The sequence below is a fragment of the Sphingobacteriaceae bacterium GW460-11-11-14-LB5 genome (genome assembly GCA_002151545.1).
Taxonomy (GTDB): domain Bacteria; phylum Bacteroidota; class Bacteroidia; order Sphingobacteriales; family Sphingobacteriaceae; genus Pedobacter.
The window spans coordinates 519,275-535,485 of the sequence record CP021237.1 but is presented as its reverse complement, the minus strand read 5'-3'; the positions used below and the strand labels follow the sequence as shown (position 1 = coordinate 535,485).

Below are 16,211 nucleotides of genomic sequence, written 5' to 3'. Positions count from 1 at the left end.
CTATCTTAGCAAAAGACTTGTTAGCTAGCCATTATGAATAAAATTAAAGCCCTGTTCTGCATCATCATTCCGATAGCATTAGCTTTTTTATTTAATACCAAATTAGGCAGTACGCCTCCCTTGTTAAAATTCCTAAATCCTTTTATGGGTTTCTGGCAAAATGCAGAGAACAATCATTTTATGTTTAACCATAAAGCGAAGATTAAAGGCGCAATAGATAAAATCGAAATCGTTTTTGACGACCGCATGATCCCCCATATTTTCGCACAGAATGATCACGATCTGTATCTGGCACAAGGTTATGTAACCGCCATGCACCGCCTTTGGCAAATGGATTTTCAAACCCGTTTTGCAGCCGGAAGAATTAGTGAAGTGGTGGGTGATAAAGCCATTGAGGTAGATCGTTATCAGCGCCGGATGGGCATGGTTTATGGGGCTGAAAACTCATTAAAAGGCATGATGGCCGACCCGAAAGCAAAAGAAATGATCTTGGCTTATACCGAAGGAATTAATGCCTATATCAAAACACTTTCTAAAGCCAATTATCCCTTAGAATACAAAATACTCGATTTTAAGCCCGAAAACTGGACCCCGGTAAAATGTGCTTTGCTCCTAAAACAGATGTCGGCAGTATTAGCCATGGGTTCCGACGAATTTTACATGACCAACATCCTGAAAAAATTCGGACCTGAGGTGACCAAAAATCTTTTCCCTGATTATCCTTTCCGTGAAGACCCGATTATCCCGGTTGGCACAAAATGGGATTTTTCACCCCTGCCAACACCAAAAACACCGGAAAGCTTCACCCAGGCTCAAACCGGCGAGGTAAAAACAACCGAAAAAATAGAAGGCATTGGCAGTAATAACTGGGCTTTATCTGGTGCTAAAACCGCATCAGGATATCCGATTCTGGCAAACGACCCGCATTTGGATTTAACGCTTCCATCAATATGGTACCAGATTCAGCTACATGCACCTGGGGTAAATACCTATGGCGTTTCTTTACCCGGTGCACCTGGTGTAATTATTGGTTTTAACCAGAAAATAGCCTGGGGCGTAACGAATGTTGCTGCCGATGTGCTTGATTTTTATCAGATCAAATTTAAGGATTCGACCCACAATGAATATTGGTATAACAATACATGGAAAGCCACAACCAAACGACTCGAAACCATTAAAATACGTGGAGGAAAAGACAAAGTAGATACGGTTTACTATACCCATCACGGGCCAGTGGTATATTTCCAGAAACCAAAATACGGCAGGGCCGACAATGTACCCGTTGGCGATGCTTTAAGGTGGATTGCGCACGATGAATCGAATGAGTTGATGACTTTCTATTATTTAAACCGTGGAAAAAATTACAACGATTACCGCAAGGCTTTAACTTTTTACACTGCACCTGCACAAAACTTCGTTTTTGCCAGTGTAGATAATGATATTGCCATCACGCCAAATGGCAAATTTCCGCTAAAATGGAAAGATCAGGGCAAATTTATACTGGATGGTACCGACCCGGCATACGACTGGCAGGGATGGATCCCAAATGCACAGAACCCAACGGTTAAAAATCCGCCACGTGGTTTTGTAAGCTCGGCCAATCAGTCTTCTACCGATACCACTTATCCTTATTACATTAACTGGGAATTTGCACCTTACGAGCGGGGCAAGCGGATTAATGACCGTTTATCGGCTATGAATAAGGCGACCTTAGACAGTATCCGCCTGATGCAAACCGACAATTACAGCATTATGGCGCAAAACCTGGTTCCTGCATTGTTACCGTTACTAAACAACGAACAGTTAAATGCAACGCAAAAAGAAGCATTGGCTTACCTGAACAAGTGGAACAAACGTTATGATGCCCATGAAATTGCAGCCAGTGTATTCGAGATATGGACCAAACGCCTATCACATAATATCTGGGCGGATGAATTCGAAGTGAAAGGAATCCCCATGCGTTACCCATCAAGAGACCGCACGGTTGAGCTGATTTTGAAAGAACCCAATGCTATTTGGTACGATAACATTAATACCAGCAAAAAAGAAACATTACCTGATCTGGTTAACGAAGCCTTTAAATATAGCTGTGATAGTTTAGAAAGACGCTTTGGGCCGATAAACAAAGATTGGGACTGGGCGAATGTGAAACAGACCAACGTACCGCATCTGGCCAAAATACCAGGGTTCGGTTCGAAAGTTTTACAAATTGGTGGCGCGAAAACAGCTATTAATGCATTAAGCGAAGCCAATGGACCTTCGTGGCGGATGGTGATTGAATTGGGTAAAACGCCAAAAGGACATGGTGTTTATCCTGGTGGCCAATCAGGCAATCCTGGAAGCAAATTTTATGATAATATGATCGATACCTGGGCAAATGGTAAATTATACGATCTGTTTTATATGCAAAGTCCTGATGATAAATCGGGTACAGTTATTTCTCGTTTAAAAATTTCTAAATAGGCTAAAATGGTTTTCATTGTTATATTAATAATCTGTTTTCTACTGCAAATGATCGCCCCCTGGTGGATGATCATTGTCATTTCTTTTGCTACCTGCGGTATTATTGGCAAAACAGGAAAAATAGCCTTCTGGCAATCGTTCCTTGCTATTTTTTTACTTTGGATAGGTTATGCTTTATTTAAAAGTTTACCTAACGACAACGTACTGGCGGGGCGTGTAGCCGTAATGACGGGTATCAAACTGTGGTGGGCACTGCTTTTGGTTACCGGTATTTTGAGTGGCCTGGTTGCCGGAATAAGTGGCTATTGTGGTTATCAGTTCCGCATGGCGATGCTGGCAAAAAAAACTGACGAGAAAATAGCATAATGCTTTGTACTTTTGCCCTGTGAATTTAACAGCTAAGGATATATTTTCAGTAAAAAGCACCAATGCGTTTAACGCCCTGGCATTAAACATTTTTAAGTTACAGGCGCAAAACTGTAATGTTTACCGCGAATATATCTTCCATTTAGGTGTTGATGCAGATGAGGTGAGCGAAATTGCACAGATTCCCTTTTTACCCATCAGTTTTTTTAAAAGCCATGCTGTTCTGAGCAGTACCAATCCAATAGAAATTACGTTCAGCAGTTCGGGCACTACAGGCATGGTACAAAGCAGCCATCATGTAAGCAATGTTAAATTATATGAGCAGAGCTATCTACAAGCTTTTGCCCAATTTTACGGAGACATTACCGAATATTGCTTTTTGGCGCTGCTCCCGTCCTACCAGCAGCGATCGGGCTCATCATTGATTTATATGGTCAACGACCTGATCGAAAAAAGCAGACACCCACAAAGCGGTTACTTTTTATATAACCACGATGAATTACTGAAAACCCTCCTCGAGCTTAAATCAAAAAAACAGAAAACCGTTTTAATTGGCGTGACCTATGCCCTGCTCGATTTTATAGAACAGTTTGATATCGATTTCCCTGAGCTGATTGTAATGGAAACCGGAGGAATGAAAGGGAAACGCAAAGAAATGGTACGCGAGGAGCTGCATGAACAATTAACCAAAGGATTTGGTGTAAAATCAATCCATAGCGAATATGGAATGACGGAGCTACTTTCTCAGGCTTATTCTTTAGGAGAAGGCATTTTCAACTGTCCTAACTGGATGCAGGTTTTAATCCGCGACACCAATGATCCTTTAAGTTTAATCGAAAATGGCAGAACTGGAGGCATTAATGTCATCGATCTGGCCAATCTTAATTCCTGCTCCTTTATTGCCACGCAAGATCTGGGCAGAATAAATCCCGATCAAAGTTTTGAAGTATTGGGCAGATTTGATAATGCCGATATAAGGGGATGTAATCTATTGGTGCAGTAAACGCTAATTTACCTTATCCGAACAGCTCGCACATAAACCAGTAGCAATCAAATTAAGGTGTGCCACTTTAAATCCTGCCGGAACTTTTAATGCCGGAATCTTAACGGTATCCAAACAGTAAATTTTATGGCAGTTATCGCAATTAAAGTGTACATGTTCATCATGGTGGTCATGTGCGCTGCAACCATCAGAACAAATGGCATAATTGGCTGTGCCCTGTTGATCTAAAACCTTATGGATAATCCCTTTTTCTTCAAAAGCCTGCAAAACACGATACAAGGTAACACGGTCTGCATCTTTACCCATCACTTGCTCCAAATAAGGCTGAGAGGTTGCAGAATCCCTTCCACTCAAAATCTCCAGCACCTGCAAACGCGGGGCAGTTCTTTTTAGTCCATTTTTAACCAAAAGTTTTTCGAAACGCGCAGTATTATCTTCCATAACCATACAAAAATAAACAATTAATTAATGAGTTTGGCATTTTTGATGCTTATTGGTGGCGCATAACTCGCATCCTTTTGCTCCAATTTTAAAATCCCCCGTATACGGATCGGTTTTTCGCTATAAGGTACCGCACGTTCCATTTCAATCATAATCATTACCGGAATACCATTTTGTCCGCAAAAATAACACTGGTTAACGGGCAGGGTAGCCAGGAGAAATTTCTGCTGTTTCGATCCGCTTTTTATCGGAATCAGGTAACCTGTCAAATCAAATTCCCTGTCTTCAAAACGTTTAATTGATTCGGTAAACAAGGGCATAAGTTCGTTCTTTTCAGTAAGTTCAAATTTCACAGAACCGATGATGTCCCAGTTTAAAGATCGCAACTGATCTTTCGGACTGTGCTTTTGCGTTTGTGCATTGACCGTACAAACCGAAAACAGGAAAAAAATAAAATATACATGTCTCATCGTTTTACGGCGTCTAAAAGAAAAAAAGCAGATCGGCTATCACCAGAATCGTTGATTATAAATTTTCCCCGTAGGACAATGGCTTCTTCTGTCCAGTTGATGGGTTTCAAAGTCTTTACTTCGATCATTGAAGGAATATCGCCTGTCCCACAATAGGGGCAAGAGGCAATGGGCACGATAGAAAACATGAACTCGCTGAAGCTATTGCCTACTTTAGTGGGAATAATATACCCAGGGAGTTCAATTATCTTATTATGGATTGCTTTTAGCGCCGGTGGAAAAACGGCCTGCCAAACCAAGGGTTTAACCTGCTTATCGTACTTTAGACCAATGAGATTCCATGTGGCGGTTCGCATCTCTGTGTGCACAGATACCTGAGCCGTTGCTGTAATGGAGATTAAAACCAATAGGACCAAAATGCATTTCTTCATGATCGAATGAGCCTATAAAAGTTTTGCATTTAACAGGAAAAACTCGCTCCTGTCATCCCCGGAGTCGTTAATCATGAAAATTCCCCTGAGCTTAATTGCTTTTTCTGTAATGGGGATAGCCCTTAACATTTTTACCTGCACCATTGATGGAATATCGCCCGAGCCACAGTAAGGACAGGAAGCGATAGGCACAATAGAAAACATAAATTCGCTAAATTTCGACCCTACCTTTGTGGGGATGATATAACCGGGCAGTTCTATGATTTTATGGTGTAATGCCCTTAATGCAGGCGGAAAAACACTTCCCCATTTCTTTGGTGCAATTTCGGCATCGTATCTCAAACCGATCAGGTTCCAGGTAGGCGTGCGCAAGTCGGTATGTACCTTAACCTGCGCCGCTACTACGTGGATAACTAAACATGAAACAACCAATAAAACCAATTTCTTCATTGCATTAACCTTAACGGATTATCTGTTTTTGGTTAAAGTTTCGGCAATATCAACCTTGTAAATCTGCATAGCAGGAATAAGCGAGGCTAAAGTGCCAATAAACAGCCCGATCCAGATTAAATATATTTCCTGTGGAACTGCAGTAAACCCCGTTAATTTTGCCTGCGAAGATTCCTGATAGGCCCCGATTACCTCAAGCGCAGCATGCCCGATCAATAAACCTAATAAGGCACCAATAAGCGTAACCAAAACCCCTTCAAACATGACCAGGAAAAACAGTTTCGATTTTGATGCACCGAGGCAGCGCATAATGGCCAGATCGTATTTCCGTTCTTTCATCGCGTTATAGAGGCTGATAAAAATGCTTAAGGCGGCAATCGCCATAATAAATACGGCAAACCATTGCAGCGTATCAATCCCAACGCCGATCAAAGAAAATAGCCTCGCGCTTTCCATTGCCGGAGAGGCGGCCTGCATGTTTGTACTTTGATTAACCATCCGTGGAAAAACAATCACCGACATGGGCGATTTGTACTGGATCAGTAAGGCGGTGATTTGTTTATCATTAATTTCTTTAGCTTCTGCTCCAGAAACATGGCCATGCTCCTGATTATGCTTTTCTTCGTGCATTTTATACACACTGCCAATATTGGTCAGGATCAGGTTATCGGTTATATTCCCCTGTGGTTTTAAGATTCCTTTTACGAGGTAAGCATGTTGTTTATGAATATCTCCGTTGCCAGTTAAACCATGTGCGCCAAAAAAAGAATCGCCAATCTTCAGCCTGGATGTTAAAGCAACCGTGCTCCCCAGGGTTACTTCTAAATCTTTATGCCAAAAATTGCCACTTTTTAGGGATAAACCATAAAGATTAGAGAAAGTACTATCGGTGCCGACAATCCGGTAACCGTTGTAATTATCGCCCAATGCCAAGGGAACAGCCCGCTTAACCATAGAGTTTTGCATTAATTTGTAAGCATCTTTTGCAGGGATATTTCCAGTAGGATAATCGATGTGGTAAATGCTGCTTAATATCAATTGTAAAGGACTTCCTTTTGCACCAACAACTAAATCAATATCCCTGGCATTTTTTTCCAGTTTATTTCCAATCTGGTTGGCGGCCAAAAATAGAATAGAGAGAATGCCTATACCAAAGGCAACTAAAATAATATTCAAAATTGTTGTTAGCTTATTCCTAACGAGGTTTTTGCTGCTGATTTTAAAAATATTCATTAGAGTAGATAGGTTTTAGTAATATATTCCTGCACCCTCCTATCGTGTGTAGCAATGATCAGTGCAGCACCATTATCTTTAGCCTGGGTAGTCAGCATCTGGATCACCAAACTGGCATTCTCATCATCCAAGCTAGAGGTAGGCTCATCAGCAATTAACAGATCGGGTTTGTTGACCAATGCACGCGCCACCGAAACCCTTTGCAACTGCCCCTCACTTAATTGGTCAGGATAATTTTTAGCCAGCCCGGCAATCCCCAGCTCGTGTAAAAGTGAAAGATTCCGTTCATGGTCTACAGGTACCCCGGCCATTACTGCCGCAAGTTCCAGATTATCGAGCACATCGAGAGAACGAATAAGATGCGGCCTTTGAAAAATAATACCGATATGCCGCCCCCTGAACCGATCTCGTCCTCTTGCAGGTAAAGTATATAAATCAGTTCCGTTAACTAAAACTTCGCCCTGAGTTGGCTCCAAAAGCCCAGAAATAATATTAAGCAATGTGCTCTTTCCACTGCCAGATGCACCTAGTAAAAGCCATTGCTCCATATCGGCGATTTCCCAGTAAGGAAATTTCAACCTCCTTCCCTTCTCATAAACATGTGCTAATGCGCTGATCTTAATCATGACCTATCACCTTTTGCACTTTTTTAACGACCAGATTTTTGATGGCATAACGCCTGTAAAGCTCTACGCCATCATTTGTGCCATGCTTACAGGCAGGGTTTAACATCGCAATAAACAACAATGCAGGGATAAATAAGATTTTAGAATTCATTGACATAACTGACTAATGACCCAATGGGCAAGACTTAAGCATTCGTAAATTGATATAGTGGGCCGCGGCAATGGTAAATCCACCAATCGGGATTAGGATTGGCTCCAATGGCTCAATACCCGAAAAATGCCCCAATGTTATACAGGCAAATCCAGCAATAAGTACCATAATGGGTATAATACGGCGATGTTGTTTGCGGTAAGCGGTACTTAAACTCCAAATACCAATGATTAAAGAAACGGCGATCATGGTAATTTCAACCGCTTCATTCGCTAAGAAACCCATTCCCCACATGGGTAAAACCGTAATTAAAAATGGCAGTGCGGCGCAATGTATGGCACAAAGTGTTGAGGCGGTAATCCCGATCCGGTCGAGGTTGATTCTGTAACTCCGTAGTTTCATCAAAATAAATTTAGTTCACAAATATAAAAGCAATTTAGTTGCATTTACAAGTTTACCAAATATATTTGCAACATCATTGCATTAAAATGATAAAAACAATCCCATTGCTGCATTAAGCAGTTTTTACTGGAACGTGAAACAATAGCTCAGTTGCCCCCACTTATGAGTAAAAAAAACGCTCGATTATTGTCTGTTAACTGATACATAAACAAAAAATTACAAAACAAAAAGCAGCTTTAAGCGCCTGTTTGCGCATATTTTATGTTGAGACTGAATAATAGTCGATGAAATGAACAAAATGGTAGTTTTTCTATGATATTCTTAGGTTTTATTTTGCGTAAGTTTGATTTACCCAACCAAACTATGCTTATTATGGAACCCTCAGAAGAACTGACTTTAGTTAAAACCCGCCTATCTTGCCCGAAGTGCAAAAACTTCGAAACCTATAGGGTACCAAGGGGCTTTATCTTTAAAACGCTTATGCCGTGGATTTCAGTTAAGAGATACAAATGTTATAAGTGCTTTAATAAGTTTTACGTATTTAACTAAAAAATCTAGAAATTAGCATCTCATTTAAGCCACTTTAGTGGCTTTTTTCTTTTTAAGATCAAGTGTATAAAAGCAACCCGCCCTATTTGGTTACCCCTGTGAATTCGCGAATAAAGTTTCCGAAGAGGTTTTCAGCTACTTATTATTTAGAATCGAGTTTAGCGGCATTAGAAGATTAACCACCGCAACACTGGTTTACCGCTTTAACCGTAAAAAAGATGAAAAGGACCGCCTAGTAGAATATGAGTAAATTTACTTACATAGATCTAATGAAGAATTCTGCCATTAGGATATTTAAAAATCTTTTCTGAAAGAAAGTAAATCATATCCCTTATAGAAAAAAGTCAGCAAATATTTGTTAATTTTGATCCAGGGGATAATCTTAAAATAAAGAAATGCCAAGCCTGAATGTAATATCAAAGCGGTTAAAACAGCTATCTGAGATCTCAAATAAAAAGGAAACAATTTTTCTGGATGATATCCGGAAGGAATTCCGGCAGGATCTCCAGCATTTTATCTTTGGAGAAACCCTAATCCTCAAAGATGGAAAACCTGTGATTGGAAGAAATCTTTACAAAAACTGGCTTTTTAAGATAAAAACCAAGGGTTTTGATTATGATATTAAGTTTCTTTAATGGATATTTTAGCGAAGTTAAAAAAGATTGATCGCCTAAAAAAAAAAATAGATGCCTTTAATGTAGGTAAAGATTGGGACCATGACTTTATTGAAAAGATCAAGATTGACTTTACGTATAACTCGAACAAGATAGAAGGTAATGCGCTGACCTACGGGCAGACCATACAATTACTAAAAGAATTTGTAGCTCCTAAAAATACATCCACCAGCGATTGTCTGGATATCTTAAATCACCAACAGGTACTTGATGAGGTTTTCGGGCAATACCAGGCAACCAAGATTACTGAGGCAAATATTAAACGTCTTCATAAAGTACTGATGCAAAGCCCCGATCAATGGTCTGATTCGATCCACTACGATCCTGGAAAGTACAAAATCCTTGAGAATGTAACTACCCGTTCATCTGGTAAAATTCATTACTACAAACAACCTCATGATGTACCCGTGGCTGTCTCAGATTTAATAAAAAAGACAAACCACCGTTTATCCTCATTGACATTAAATGCGAATGATGACCACATCTTGAAGATTGTAACAGAATTTCATTTTCAATTTTTAAATACGATCCATCCTTTTGGTGATGGAAATGGAAGAATTGCAAGAATCATCATGAACATCATTCTCCTTAAGTTTAAATATCCTCCTATATTCATTAAATTGATTAACAAATCAGATTACATGAACACTTTCGAAGCGGAAGAGCACACACCTGGATCAATGCTCACCTTTATGGCCGACCGGTTGATCGAAAGTCTTAAGATCAAAGAAAAATTTTTAAAAGCCAATTTATTATAACGACGATGATTAATTTGCTTCTGGTCGGGTAATCTCTTTAAAAATTTCGTTTGTCTTGTTTTTGATATCGATTACTCTTTGAGTCGTGAGTATTGTAAAAATAAGTGCAAGAGGGAACCATATAGCCAACCATCCAACATATCCTAATTAGGGTAAGGATGGACAGAATTATCCCAGATATTGATACCGAAAACAGAAATTTTAAGATTTGATGGCTATCATTTTCAACTACTTCGAAACTACCATTTCTTACTTTATCCCAAATATAAAAGATTGTGACCTTCTCATGAAGGTATCTTTGTTCAAACAGGATTTTTTGAATTGATCGATCTAAAATCAGGTAATCCTGTTTTTTTAATTATTTAGTGATACGCGCTAAAAGAATTTCTGCTGGGAGATCAACTTCCTGTTCTATCTTAAATTCGAGCCCAATGAATAAATCTTTTACCTTTAATTTCATTGGGCCCGAAAATATTAATCTGCGATTAAAAGGAAGTAGTTTTTCTTTCCTTTTTGTACCACAATAAATTTATCGTTGATCAAATGAGCGGTATTGAAAACCTGGGTAGCATCTGCTACTTTTTCTTTATTTACAGAAACACCTCCACCCTGGATCAGTTTTTTGGTTTCGCCTTTAGAGGAGAAAACAGCAGCCTTTTCTGCAAATAAAGTAGCCGCATCAATGCCATCAGCCAATTCAGATTTCGAAATATTAAACTGCGGAATACCTTCGAACATTTCTAACACCTGATTTTCTGACAAGCTTTTCAAAAATTCTAAAGATCCGTTTCCGAACAAGAATTCTGAAGTTTTAATAGCCGTTTCCAACGCTTCCACTGAGTGTGTTTTGATGGTGATATCTTCAGCTAAAGCTTTCTGCAGGATACGCAAATGTGGTGCCGCATCATGTTCTTTTTCTAAGGCTTCTATTTCTTCCTTATTTTTAAGGGTAAAAATGCGGATCCATTTTTTCACATCGTCATCGGATGCATTCAACCAGAACTGGTAAAATTTATATGGAGAAGTTTTCTCTGGGTCTAACCAAACTGCACCACTCTCGGTTTTACCGAATTTGGTTCCATCTGCCTTTTTGATCAATTGTGTGGTAATGGCATAAGCTGTACCGGCATCTTTTCTTCTGATCAGCTCTGTACCGGTAACAATATTACCCCATTGATCAGATCCGCCCATCTGTACCAAGCAGTTTTCGTTTTTCCATAAATGATAGAAATCGTAACCCTGAATCAACTGGTAACAGAACTCGGTAAAAGACAGACCAGAATCACCCTCCAAACGTCTTTTAACGCTGTCTTTCGCCATCATGTAATTTACGGTAATGTGTTTACCTACATCCCTGATAAAGGTAAAAAGATTCATATCCTTAAACCAATCGGCATTGTTAACCATTACTGCGCCATTTCCACCTTCTTCAAATTTTAAGAATTTAGCCAATTGCTTTTTCATCCCTTTCAGGTTATGCTCAATCATTTCAGGGGTCTGAAGATTACGTTCATCAGATTTGCCTGATGGATCGCCCACCATACCCGTAGCACCACCAACCAAAGCAAATGGTTTGTGCCCGGCATTTTGAAAATGAATCAGTGTCATGATCTGCGTTAAGTGACCAACGTGCAACGAATCTGCGGTGGGGTCGAAACCGATATAACCAGAAGTCATACCCTCGTTTAACTTTTCCTCCGTATTCGGCATAATATCATGCAGCATGCCACGCCATCTTAACTCTTCAACAAAATTCGTCATTGTACAAACACTTTAATAATGTGGGTGCAAAGATAAAATTTTAGCTTAGTTTAAAGCAAATTAGTTGGTATTGTAATTGAGTTACCATAATTGATCTTTCCACCTCCTATCCTTACCAATATTTTACTATTGGTTCTTTACAACAATACAAGAAAACATTACATTGCAAGATGAACTTTTTATCCCATTATTATTTCGACCGGACAAATAATGATGCCAATGTGGTAATGGGAACGGTTTTGCCAGATCTGATTAAAAATGCTGCCAAAGAGGCAAATTTATACCCACAGAAAAACGAATTCTTGTTTAAAGGAAATCCTGATGAGGAAAACCTGCTTTTTGGCTGGAAAAGACATTTAGCTGTCGACCTGCTTTTTCATTCCTCTAATTTCTTTTTGGAAAAAACCACCGAACTTAAGCAGCTCATTAAACCTATAGTTGAAAATACAGCAGTTCGTCCCTCATTTCTCGCGCATATTGGCTTAGAACTTTTATTGGATCATTTATTGGTTGAACACAACTTAATCCAGGTAAACCATTTTTACGATAAACTCGAAGCAGTAAAAAAAGAATCATTAAGCGATTTTCTGGAGCACTGCAAGCTAAAAGATCCTGAAGTATTTTTTGGGTTTTTAGCAAAATTCATCAGCAGTAAATACCTGTTAAGCTATCAAAAACTCGAAAACATCAGTTATGCCCTTAACAGAATCTGTATGCGTTTATGGCCAGAAACATTAAGTGAAAAGCAGTTGCAGGAGCTTACTTTTCAGCTGGGCCTTTTCAAAGTGGTTTTAGAAAAAGACTATATGGATATTTTTAAGGAAATTGAGAAAAAACTGGTTTGATTATTTTGATATATTTGGGCAAAAACCAAATAACTAAATGAAAATTAAACTAATTCTCTCCCTATTGCTTATCTTTTTGCAGTTCAATACCTTCGCTCAACAGCAGATTAATGTCATTAAAAAACCAACTTGGAACATCAGGGCTTCTTATGATAGTAATTATGGCACTAAGGTAGATTTATCGGGTAATGCCATCGCCATGATTGTTGACGTTCCCAAAGCCGACTTTGCAGTGGTTACCGTTGATGATAAGCTCAGTCAGCAATGGCTGACAACACTTGTCGGTTTTCCAATGGCCATTGGAAAGTTCAAAAACAATATCATGGTTATTGCTGCTTCAGACCGCAGTTATTTCAAAAGTTTCACCAACCAGTTTAAAGCCTATCTTCTCGAAGAAAAAACCGGTAAAATACTTTCCGAAAAAGTAATTTACGAAGGAAGCAAAGATTATGTTGAAACACCAGAATTTTTTATGGCTAAAGATGGCTCTTATTTTAAGATGGCCACCAGATTAACCGGCCTAAAACGCAAGGTGCATATTGGATTACCTGTTGTTGGCTTCTTCACGGCACTAAAAATGGATAAGGATTTTAATGAATCTCAAAGCTACACCGTAATCGATTTTAATGATAAACTGGAGCAGATTCAAAAAATGGAGCCTGAAATGCCAGATGGAGATACCTGGAAAGCATCTTGTGGAGATGACGGCAGTTTTATCATCAGTACGGTAGATGCTTCGAAAGGAAAATGCAATGTTGCAATTTATTTGAGCAGCAACCCCAGCCCACTTAAAACCGTTAGCATTCCTTTGGATGCTTTTAATCAGGATGAAATATCGTCGATAAGTTTTGCAAGTAGTAAAAAGCCCCTGGTAAATTACATTGGCATATTCTACAAAAATACGAACAAGGAACGCTCTACGTTAATTGCAAGAATCGATTTCAATAACGGCACCTATACCTCTACAAAGGAAGTTTTTGATAAAACCCATATTAAAGAACTGCAAAAGTCTTTTGTACCGGTCAACAAAAAATTCAACGATCTGACTTTCTCAGATATTAAATACATGAATATCAGACATATTGCAGAATACAACAATACGCTTCTCGTTACTATTTCCCCAAGGTTCTCTGTTACGAGCAGCCATGGTTCTATTACATCTGAGGGATCACTTCTGATGAATGCCTATGATGTTCAAATGAAACCACTTTATCATCAATTCTTGCCCCGTGATTATACAAGTAGTATCGCGGGAGAGGGATCAGAGGTTTCGTTCAACCTGGCAGAGAAAACCCTTCGAATCTTAGCTAACCAAAAAGATGGTCTTACTTCAGTTGCTACCGTATATGCTGAAATGAACTTGGAATCGGGTACAATAAACAAAATCAATCTGATATCTAAGGACGACATCAAAAATTCTTATTATGCCAATACCGAGTCCATCAGCTGGCTAAATGGTAGTTTTATTATTCCATTTATTGAGCGTATGGGCATTTTTAGCAAGAAAGTAGATTTACAGCTTTTACAACTAAAATATTAATCACTCTGCTCCTTTTTCTATATTTGTCTTATGTCGCAAACTGCAATAAAACAAGAAATGGATGCCCTGGTGGCCGAATTAAACCAGCACAATTATAATTATTATGTACTGGCTATGCCCACCATTGGCGATTATGAGTTTGATAAAAAATTAAAGCACCTCGCCGAGCTCGAAAAAGCGAATCCTGATTTTGCCGATCCCAATTCGCCTACGCAGCGTGTGGGTGGCGATATTACTAAAAACTTCATTACGGTAAATCACAAATACCCGATGTTATCATTGGGGAATACCTATAACGAGCAGGATCTCCGCGATTTTGACGAGCGGATCCGTAAAGCAATTGGTGATAATTTTGAATACGTTTGCGAATTAAAATTTGATGGCCTATCCATTAGCCTTACCTACGAAAATGGTAAACTTTTACGTGCGGTTACCCGTGGTGATGGCACTAAAGGCGATGATGTTACCAACAATGTAAAAACCATTCACACCATCCCGCATCAGATTAAGCCGACCGTTGCACCTGAACATTTCGAAATCCGTGGGGAGATTTTTATGCACAAAGCTGCATTTTTACGTTTAAATGCAGCGCGGGAAGAACTGGGCGAAATCCCTTATGCCAATCCGCGCAACTTTGCATCAGGTACCATAAAAATGCAGGATAGCAAAGAAGTCGCTAAACGACCTTTAGATGGTTTTATTTATTTCCTGTACACCGATAAAAATGAATTCAAAACCCATTGGGAAAGTTTAAATGCTGTAAAAGATTGGGGTTTTCATGTTTGCGAACACAATCGCCTGGTTGCTAACATTGATGCTGTACTGGAATTTATCCACCATTGGGAAAACGAACGTTTTAAACTGAGTTATGATATTGATGGCATTGTAATCAAGGTAAACAGTTATGCCCAACAACAAGAATTGGGTTTTACCTCCAAATCGCCACGTTGGGCCATCTCATATAAATACAAAGCAGCCGAGGTTGAAACCGTTTTAGAAAAAGTAACTTATCAGGTCGGCAGAACCGGTGCCGTTACGCCGGTTGCCAATTTAAAACCTGTGTTATTGGCTGGTACTACGGTTAAACGGGCCACATTGCACAACGCCAATGAGATAGATCGTTTAGATTTACATGAAGGTGATACCGTTTATGTAGAAAAAGGGGGTGAGATTATTCCAAAAATCATCAAGGTAAATCTTGATAAACGCTTACCTGGCTCAACCAAGGTACATTACCTTCATCATTGCCCGGAGTGCGGAACCGAACTGATCAGAAAAGAAGGTGAAGCAGTACATTACTGCCCCAATGATGAAGGTTGTCCGCCGCAGATTGTGGGAAAAATTCAGCATTTCATTTCACGCAAAGCGATGAATATCGATGGACTCGGTGATGAAACCATCGAAACATTTTACAAACACGGCCTGGTAAACCATATCAGCGATTTATATACCTTGTATCAAAAATCTGATCAGTTAAAAACCTTAGACCGTTTCGGGGAACGATCAATCGAAAACATGCTTGCCGGGATTGAAAAATCGAAGGAAATGCCCTTTGAAAAAGTACTTTTTGGGTTAGGCATCCGATATGTTGGTGAGACGGTTGCGAAAAAAACTGCTGCTGGGGTGAAGAATATCGACAAACTTGCTAATGCCACAGTAGAGGAACTCATCGCAATTGATGAGATTGGGCAACGGATTGCAGAGAGTATTGTTGAGTATTTTGGAAAATCTGAGCATTTACAGCAGGTAGAATTATTAAAATCGGCAGGATTACAGTTTGAAATTGAAGAAAAGATAATTACGCTTGATAGTGATAGGCTTATTGGAAAAACATTCGTAATTTCGGGCGTTTTTGAAAACTTTAGCCGCGATGAACTGAAAGACATGATTGAAGCCAATGGAGGCAAGATGCTGAGCGGTATTTCAGGCAAATTGAACTACCTGGTTGCAGGCGACAATATGGGCCCATCAAAGCTGGAAAAAGCCAATAAGTTAAACGTTCCGATCATCAGCGACGCAGAACTTTTAGAAATGCTAAAAAGTTAATA

Annotated in this window: 16 protein-coding genes; 8 read left to right on the top strand and 8 right to left on the bottom strand. The window is 39.4% G+C overall.

The genetic code is table 11. The features are described from left to right. Positions 1 to 33: 33 nt before the first annotated feature. The 3 genes from CA265_02130 to CA265_02120 are packed head-to-tail and all read left to right on the top strand — an operon-like array spanning position 34 to position 3,832. Positions 34 to 2,463 (top strand): penicillin acylase family protein, encoded by a 2,430-nt coding sequence (locus CA265_02130; GenBank protein ARS38541.1) that lies wholly within the window; start codon positions 34 to 36, stop codon positions 2,461 to 2,463. Positions 2,464 to 2,469: 6 nt separating this feature from the next. Next, positions 2,470 to 2,829: a hypothetical protein gene (locus CA265_02125; GenBank protein ID ARS38540.1), complete on the top strand. Its 360-nt coding sequence runs from the start codon at positions 2,470 to 2,472 to the stop codon at positions 2,827 to 2,829. A gap of 4 nt (positions 2,830 to 2,833) precedes the next feature. Then, the gene (locus tag CA265_02120; protein ARS38539.1) at positions 2,834 to 3,832 is read left to right on the top strand and encodes an acyl transferase; all 999 of its coding nucleotides are present in this window, start codon (positions 2,834 to 2,836) and stop codon (positions 3,830 to 3,832) included. Between the two features lie 3 nt (positions 3,833 to 3,835). Here the strand turns inward: CA265_02120 and CA265_02115 are convergent, their stop codons facing one another. The 7 genes from CA265_02115 to CA265_02085 form a co-directional block, all read right to left on the bottom strand. After that, on the bottom strand, positions 3,836 to 4,273 hold the full coding sequence (locus CA265_02115) for a Fur family transcriptional regulator (GenBank protein ARS42861.1): 438 nt from the start codon (positions 4,271 to 4,273) through the stop codon (positions 3,836 to 3,838). Between the two features lie 20 nt (positions 4,274 to 4,293). Next, positions 4,294 to 4,743, bottom strand: coding sequence for a hypothetical protein (locus tag CA265_02110; protein ID ARS38538.1), 450 nt, complete (start codon positions 4,741 to 4,743; stop codon positions 4,294 to 4,296). Further along, complete coding sequence (locus tag CA265_02105) at positions 4,740 to 5,174, bottom strand: hypothetical protein (protein ID ARS38537.1); 435 nt, start codon at positions 5,172 to 5,174, stop codon at positions 4,740 to 4,742. The genes CA265_02110 and CA265_02105 overlap by 4 nt, the downstream gene beginning before the upstream one ends. A 12-nt stretch (positions 5,175 to 5,186) precedes the next feature. Continuing rightward, entirely contained in the window at positions 5,187 to 5,624 is a 438-nt protein-coding gene (locus CA265_02100; GenBank protein ARS38536.1) for a hypothetical protein, read from the bottom strand. A gap of 18 nt (positions 5,625 to 5,642) precedes the next feature. Then, positions 5,643 to 6,857 (bottom strand): ABC transporter permease, encoded by a 1,215-nt coding sequence (locus CA265_02095; GenBank protein ID ARS38535.1) that lies wholly within the window; start codon positions 6,855 to 6,857, stop codon positions 5,643 to 5,645. Then, a complete protein-coding gene (locus CA265_02090; protein ID ARS38534.1) occupies positions 6,857 to 7,483 on the bottom strand; it encodes an ABC transporter ATP-binding protein in 627 nt (208 codons plus the stop codon). Before CA265_02090 ends, CA265_02095 begins: the two co-directional genes overlap by 1 nt. A 163-nt stretch (positions 7,484 to 7,646) precedes the next feature. Then, a complete protein-coding gene (locus tag CA265_02085) occupies positions 7,647 to 8,036 on the bottom strand; it encodes a hypothetical protein (protein ID ARS38533.1) in 390 nt (129 codons plus the stop codon). A gap of 944 nt (positions 8,037 to 8,980) precedes the next feature. Between CA265_02085 and CA265_02080 the strand changes: the two genes are divergently transcribed. Continuing rightward, a complete protein-coding gene (locus tag CA265_02080; GenBank protein ID ARS38532.1) occupies positions 8,981 to 9,220 on the top strand; it encodes a hypothetical protein in 240 nt (79 codons plus the stop codon). After that, positions 9,220 to 10,017, top strand: coding sequence for a hypothetical protein (locus CA265_02075; protein ID ARS38531.1), 798 nt, complete (start codon positions 9,220 to 9,222; stop codon positions 10,015 to 10,017). The genes CA265_02080 and CA265_02075 overlap by 1 nt, the downstream gene beginning before the upstream one ends. A 474-nt stretch (positions 10,018 to 10,491) precedes the next feature. On the opposite strand, the gene CA265_02070 is transcribed toward CA265_02075, so the two are convergent. Then, positions 10,492 to 11,778 (bottom strand): tyrosine--tRNA ligase, encoded by a 1,287-nt coding sequence (locus CA265_02070; protein ID ARS38530.1) that lies wholly within the window; start codon positions 11,776 to 11,778, stop codon positions 10,492 to 10,494. 170 nt (positions 11,779 to 11,948) lie between these two features. Between CA265_02070 and CA265_02065 the strand changes: the two genes are divergently transcribed. From CA265_02065 to CA265_02055, 3 genes are read left to right on the top strand one after another with little or no spacing between them, the layout of a single operon-like run. After that, entirely contained in the window at positions 11,949 to 12,623 is a 675-nt protein-coding gene (locus CA265_02065) for a hypothetical protein (GenBank protein ARS38529.1), read from the top strand. Between the two features lie 37 nt (positions 12,624 to 12,660). Beyond that, complete coding sequence (locus tag CA265_02060) at positions 12,661 to 14,163, top strand: hypothetical protein (protein ARS38528.1); 1,503 nt, start codon at positions 12,661 to 12,663, stop codon at positions 14,161 to 14,163. A 30-nt stretch (positions 14,164 to 14,193) separates the two neighbouring features. After that, complete coding sequence (locus tag CA265_02055; protein ID ARS38527.1) at positions 14,194 to 16,209, top strand: DNA ligase (NAD(+)) LigA; 2,016 nt, start codon at positions 14,194 to 14,196, stop codon at positions 16,207 to 16,209. The last annotated feature ends 2 nt before the right edge of the window (positions 16,210 to 16,211 follow it).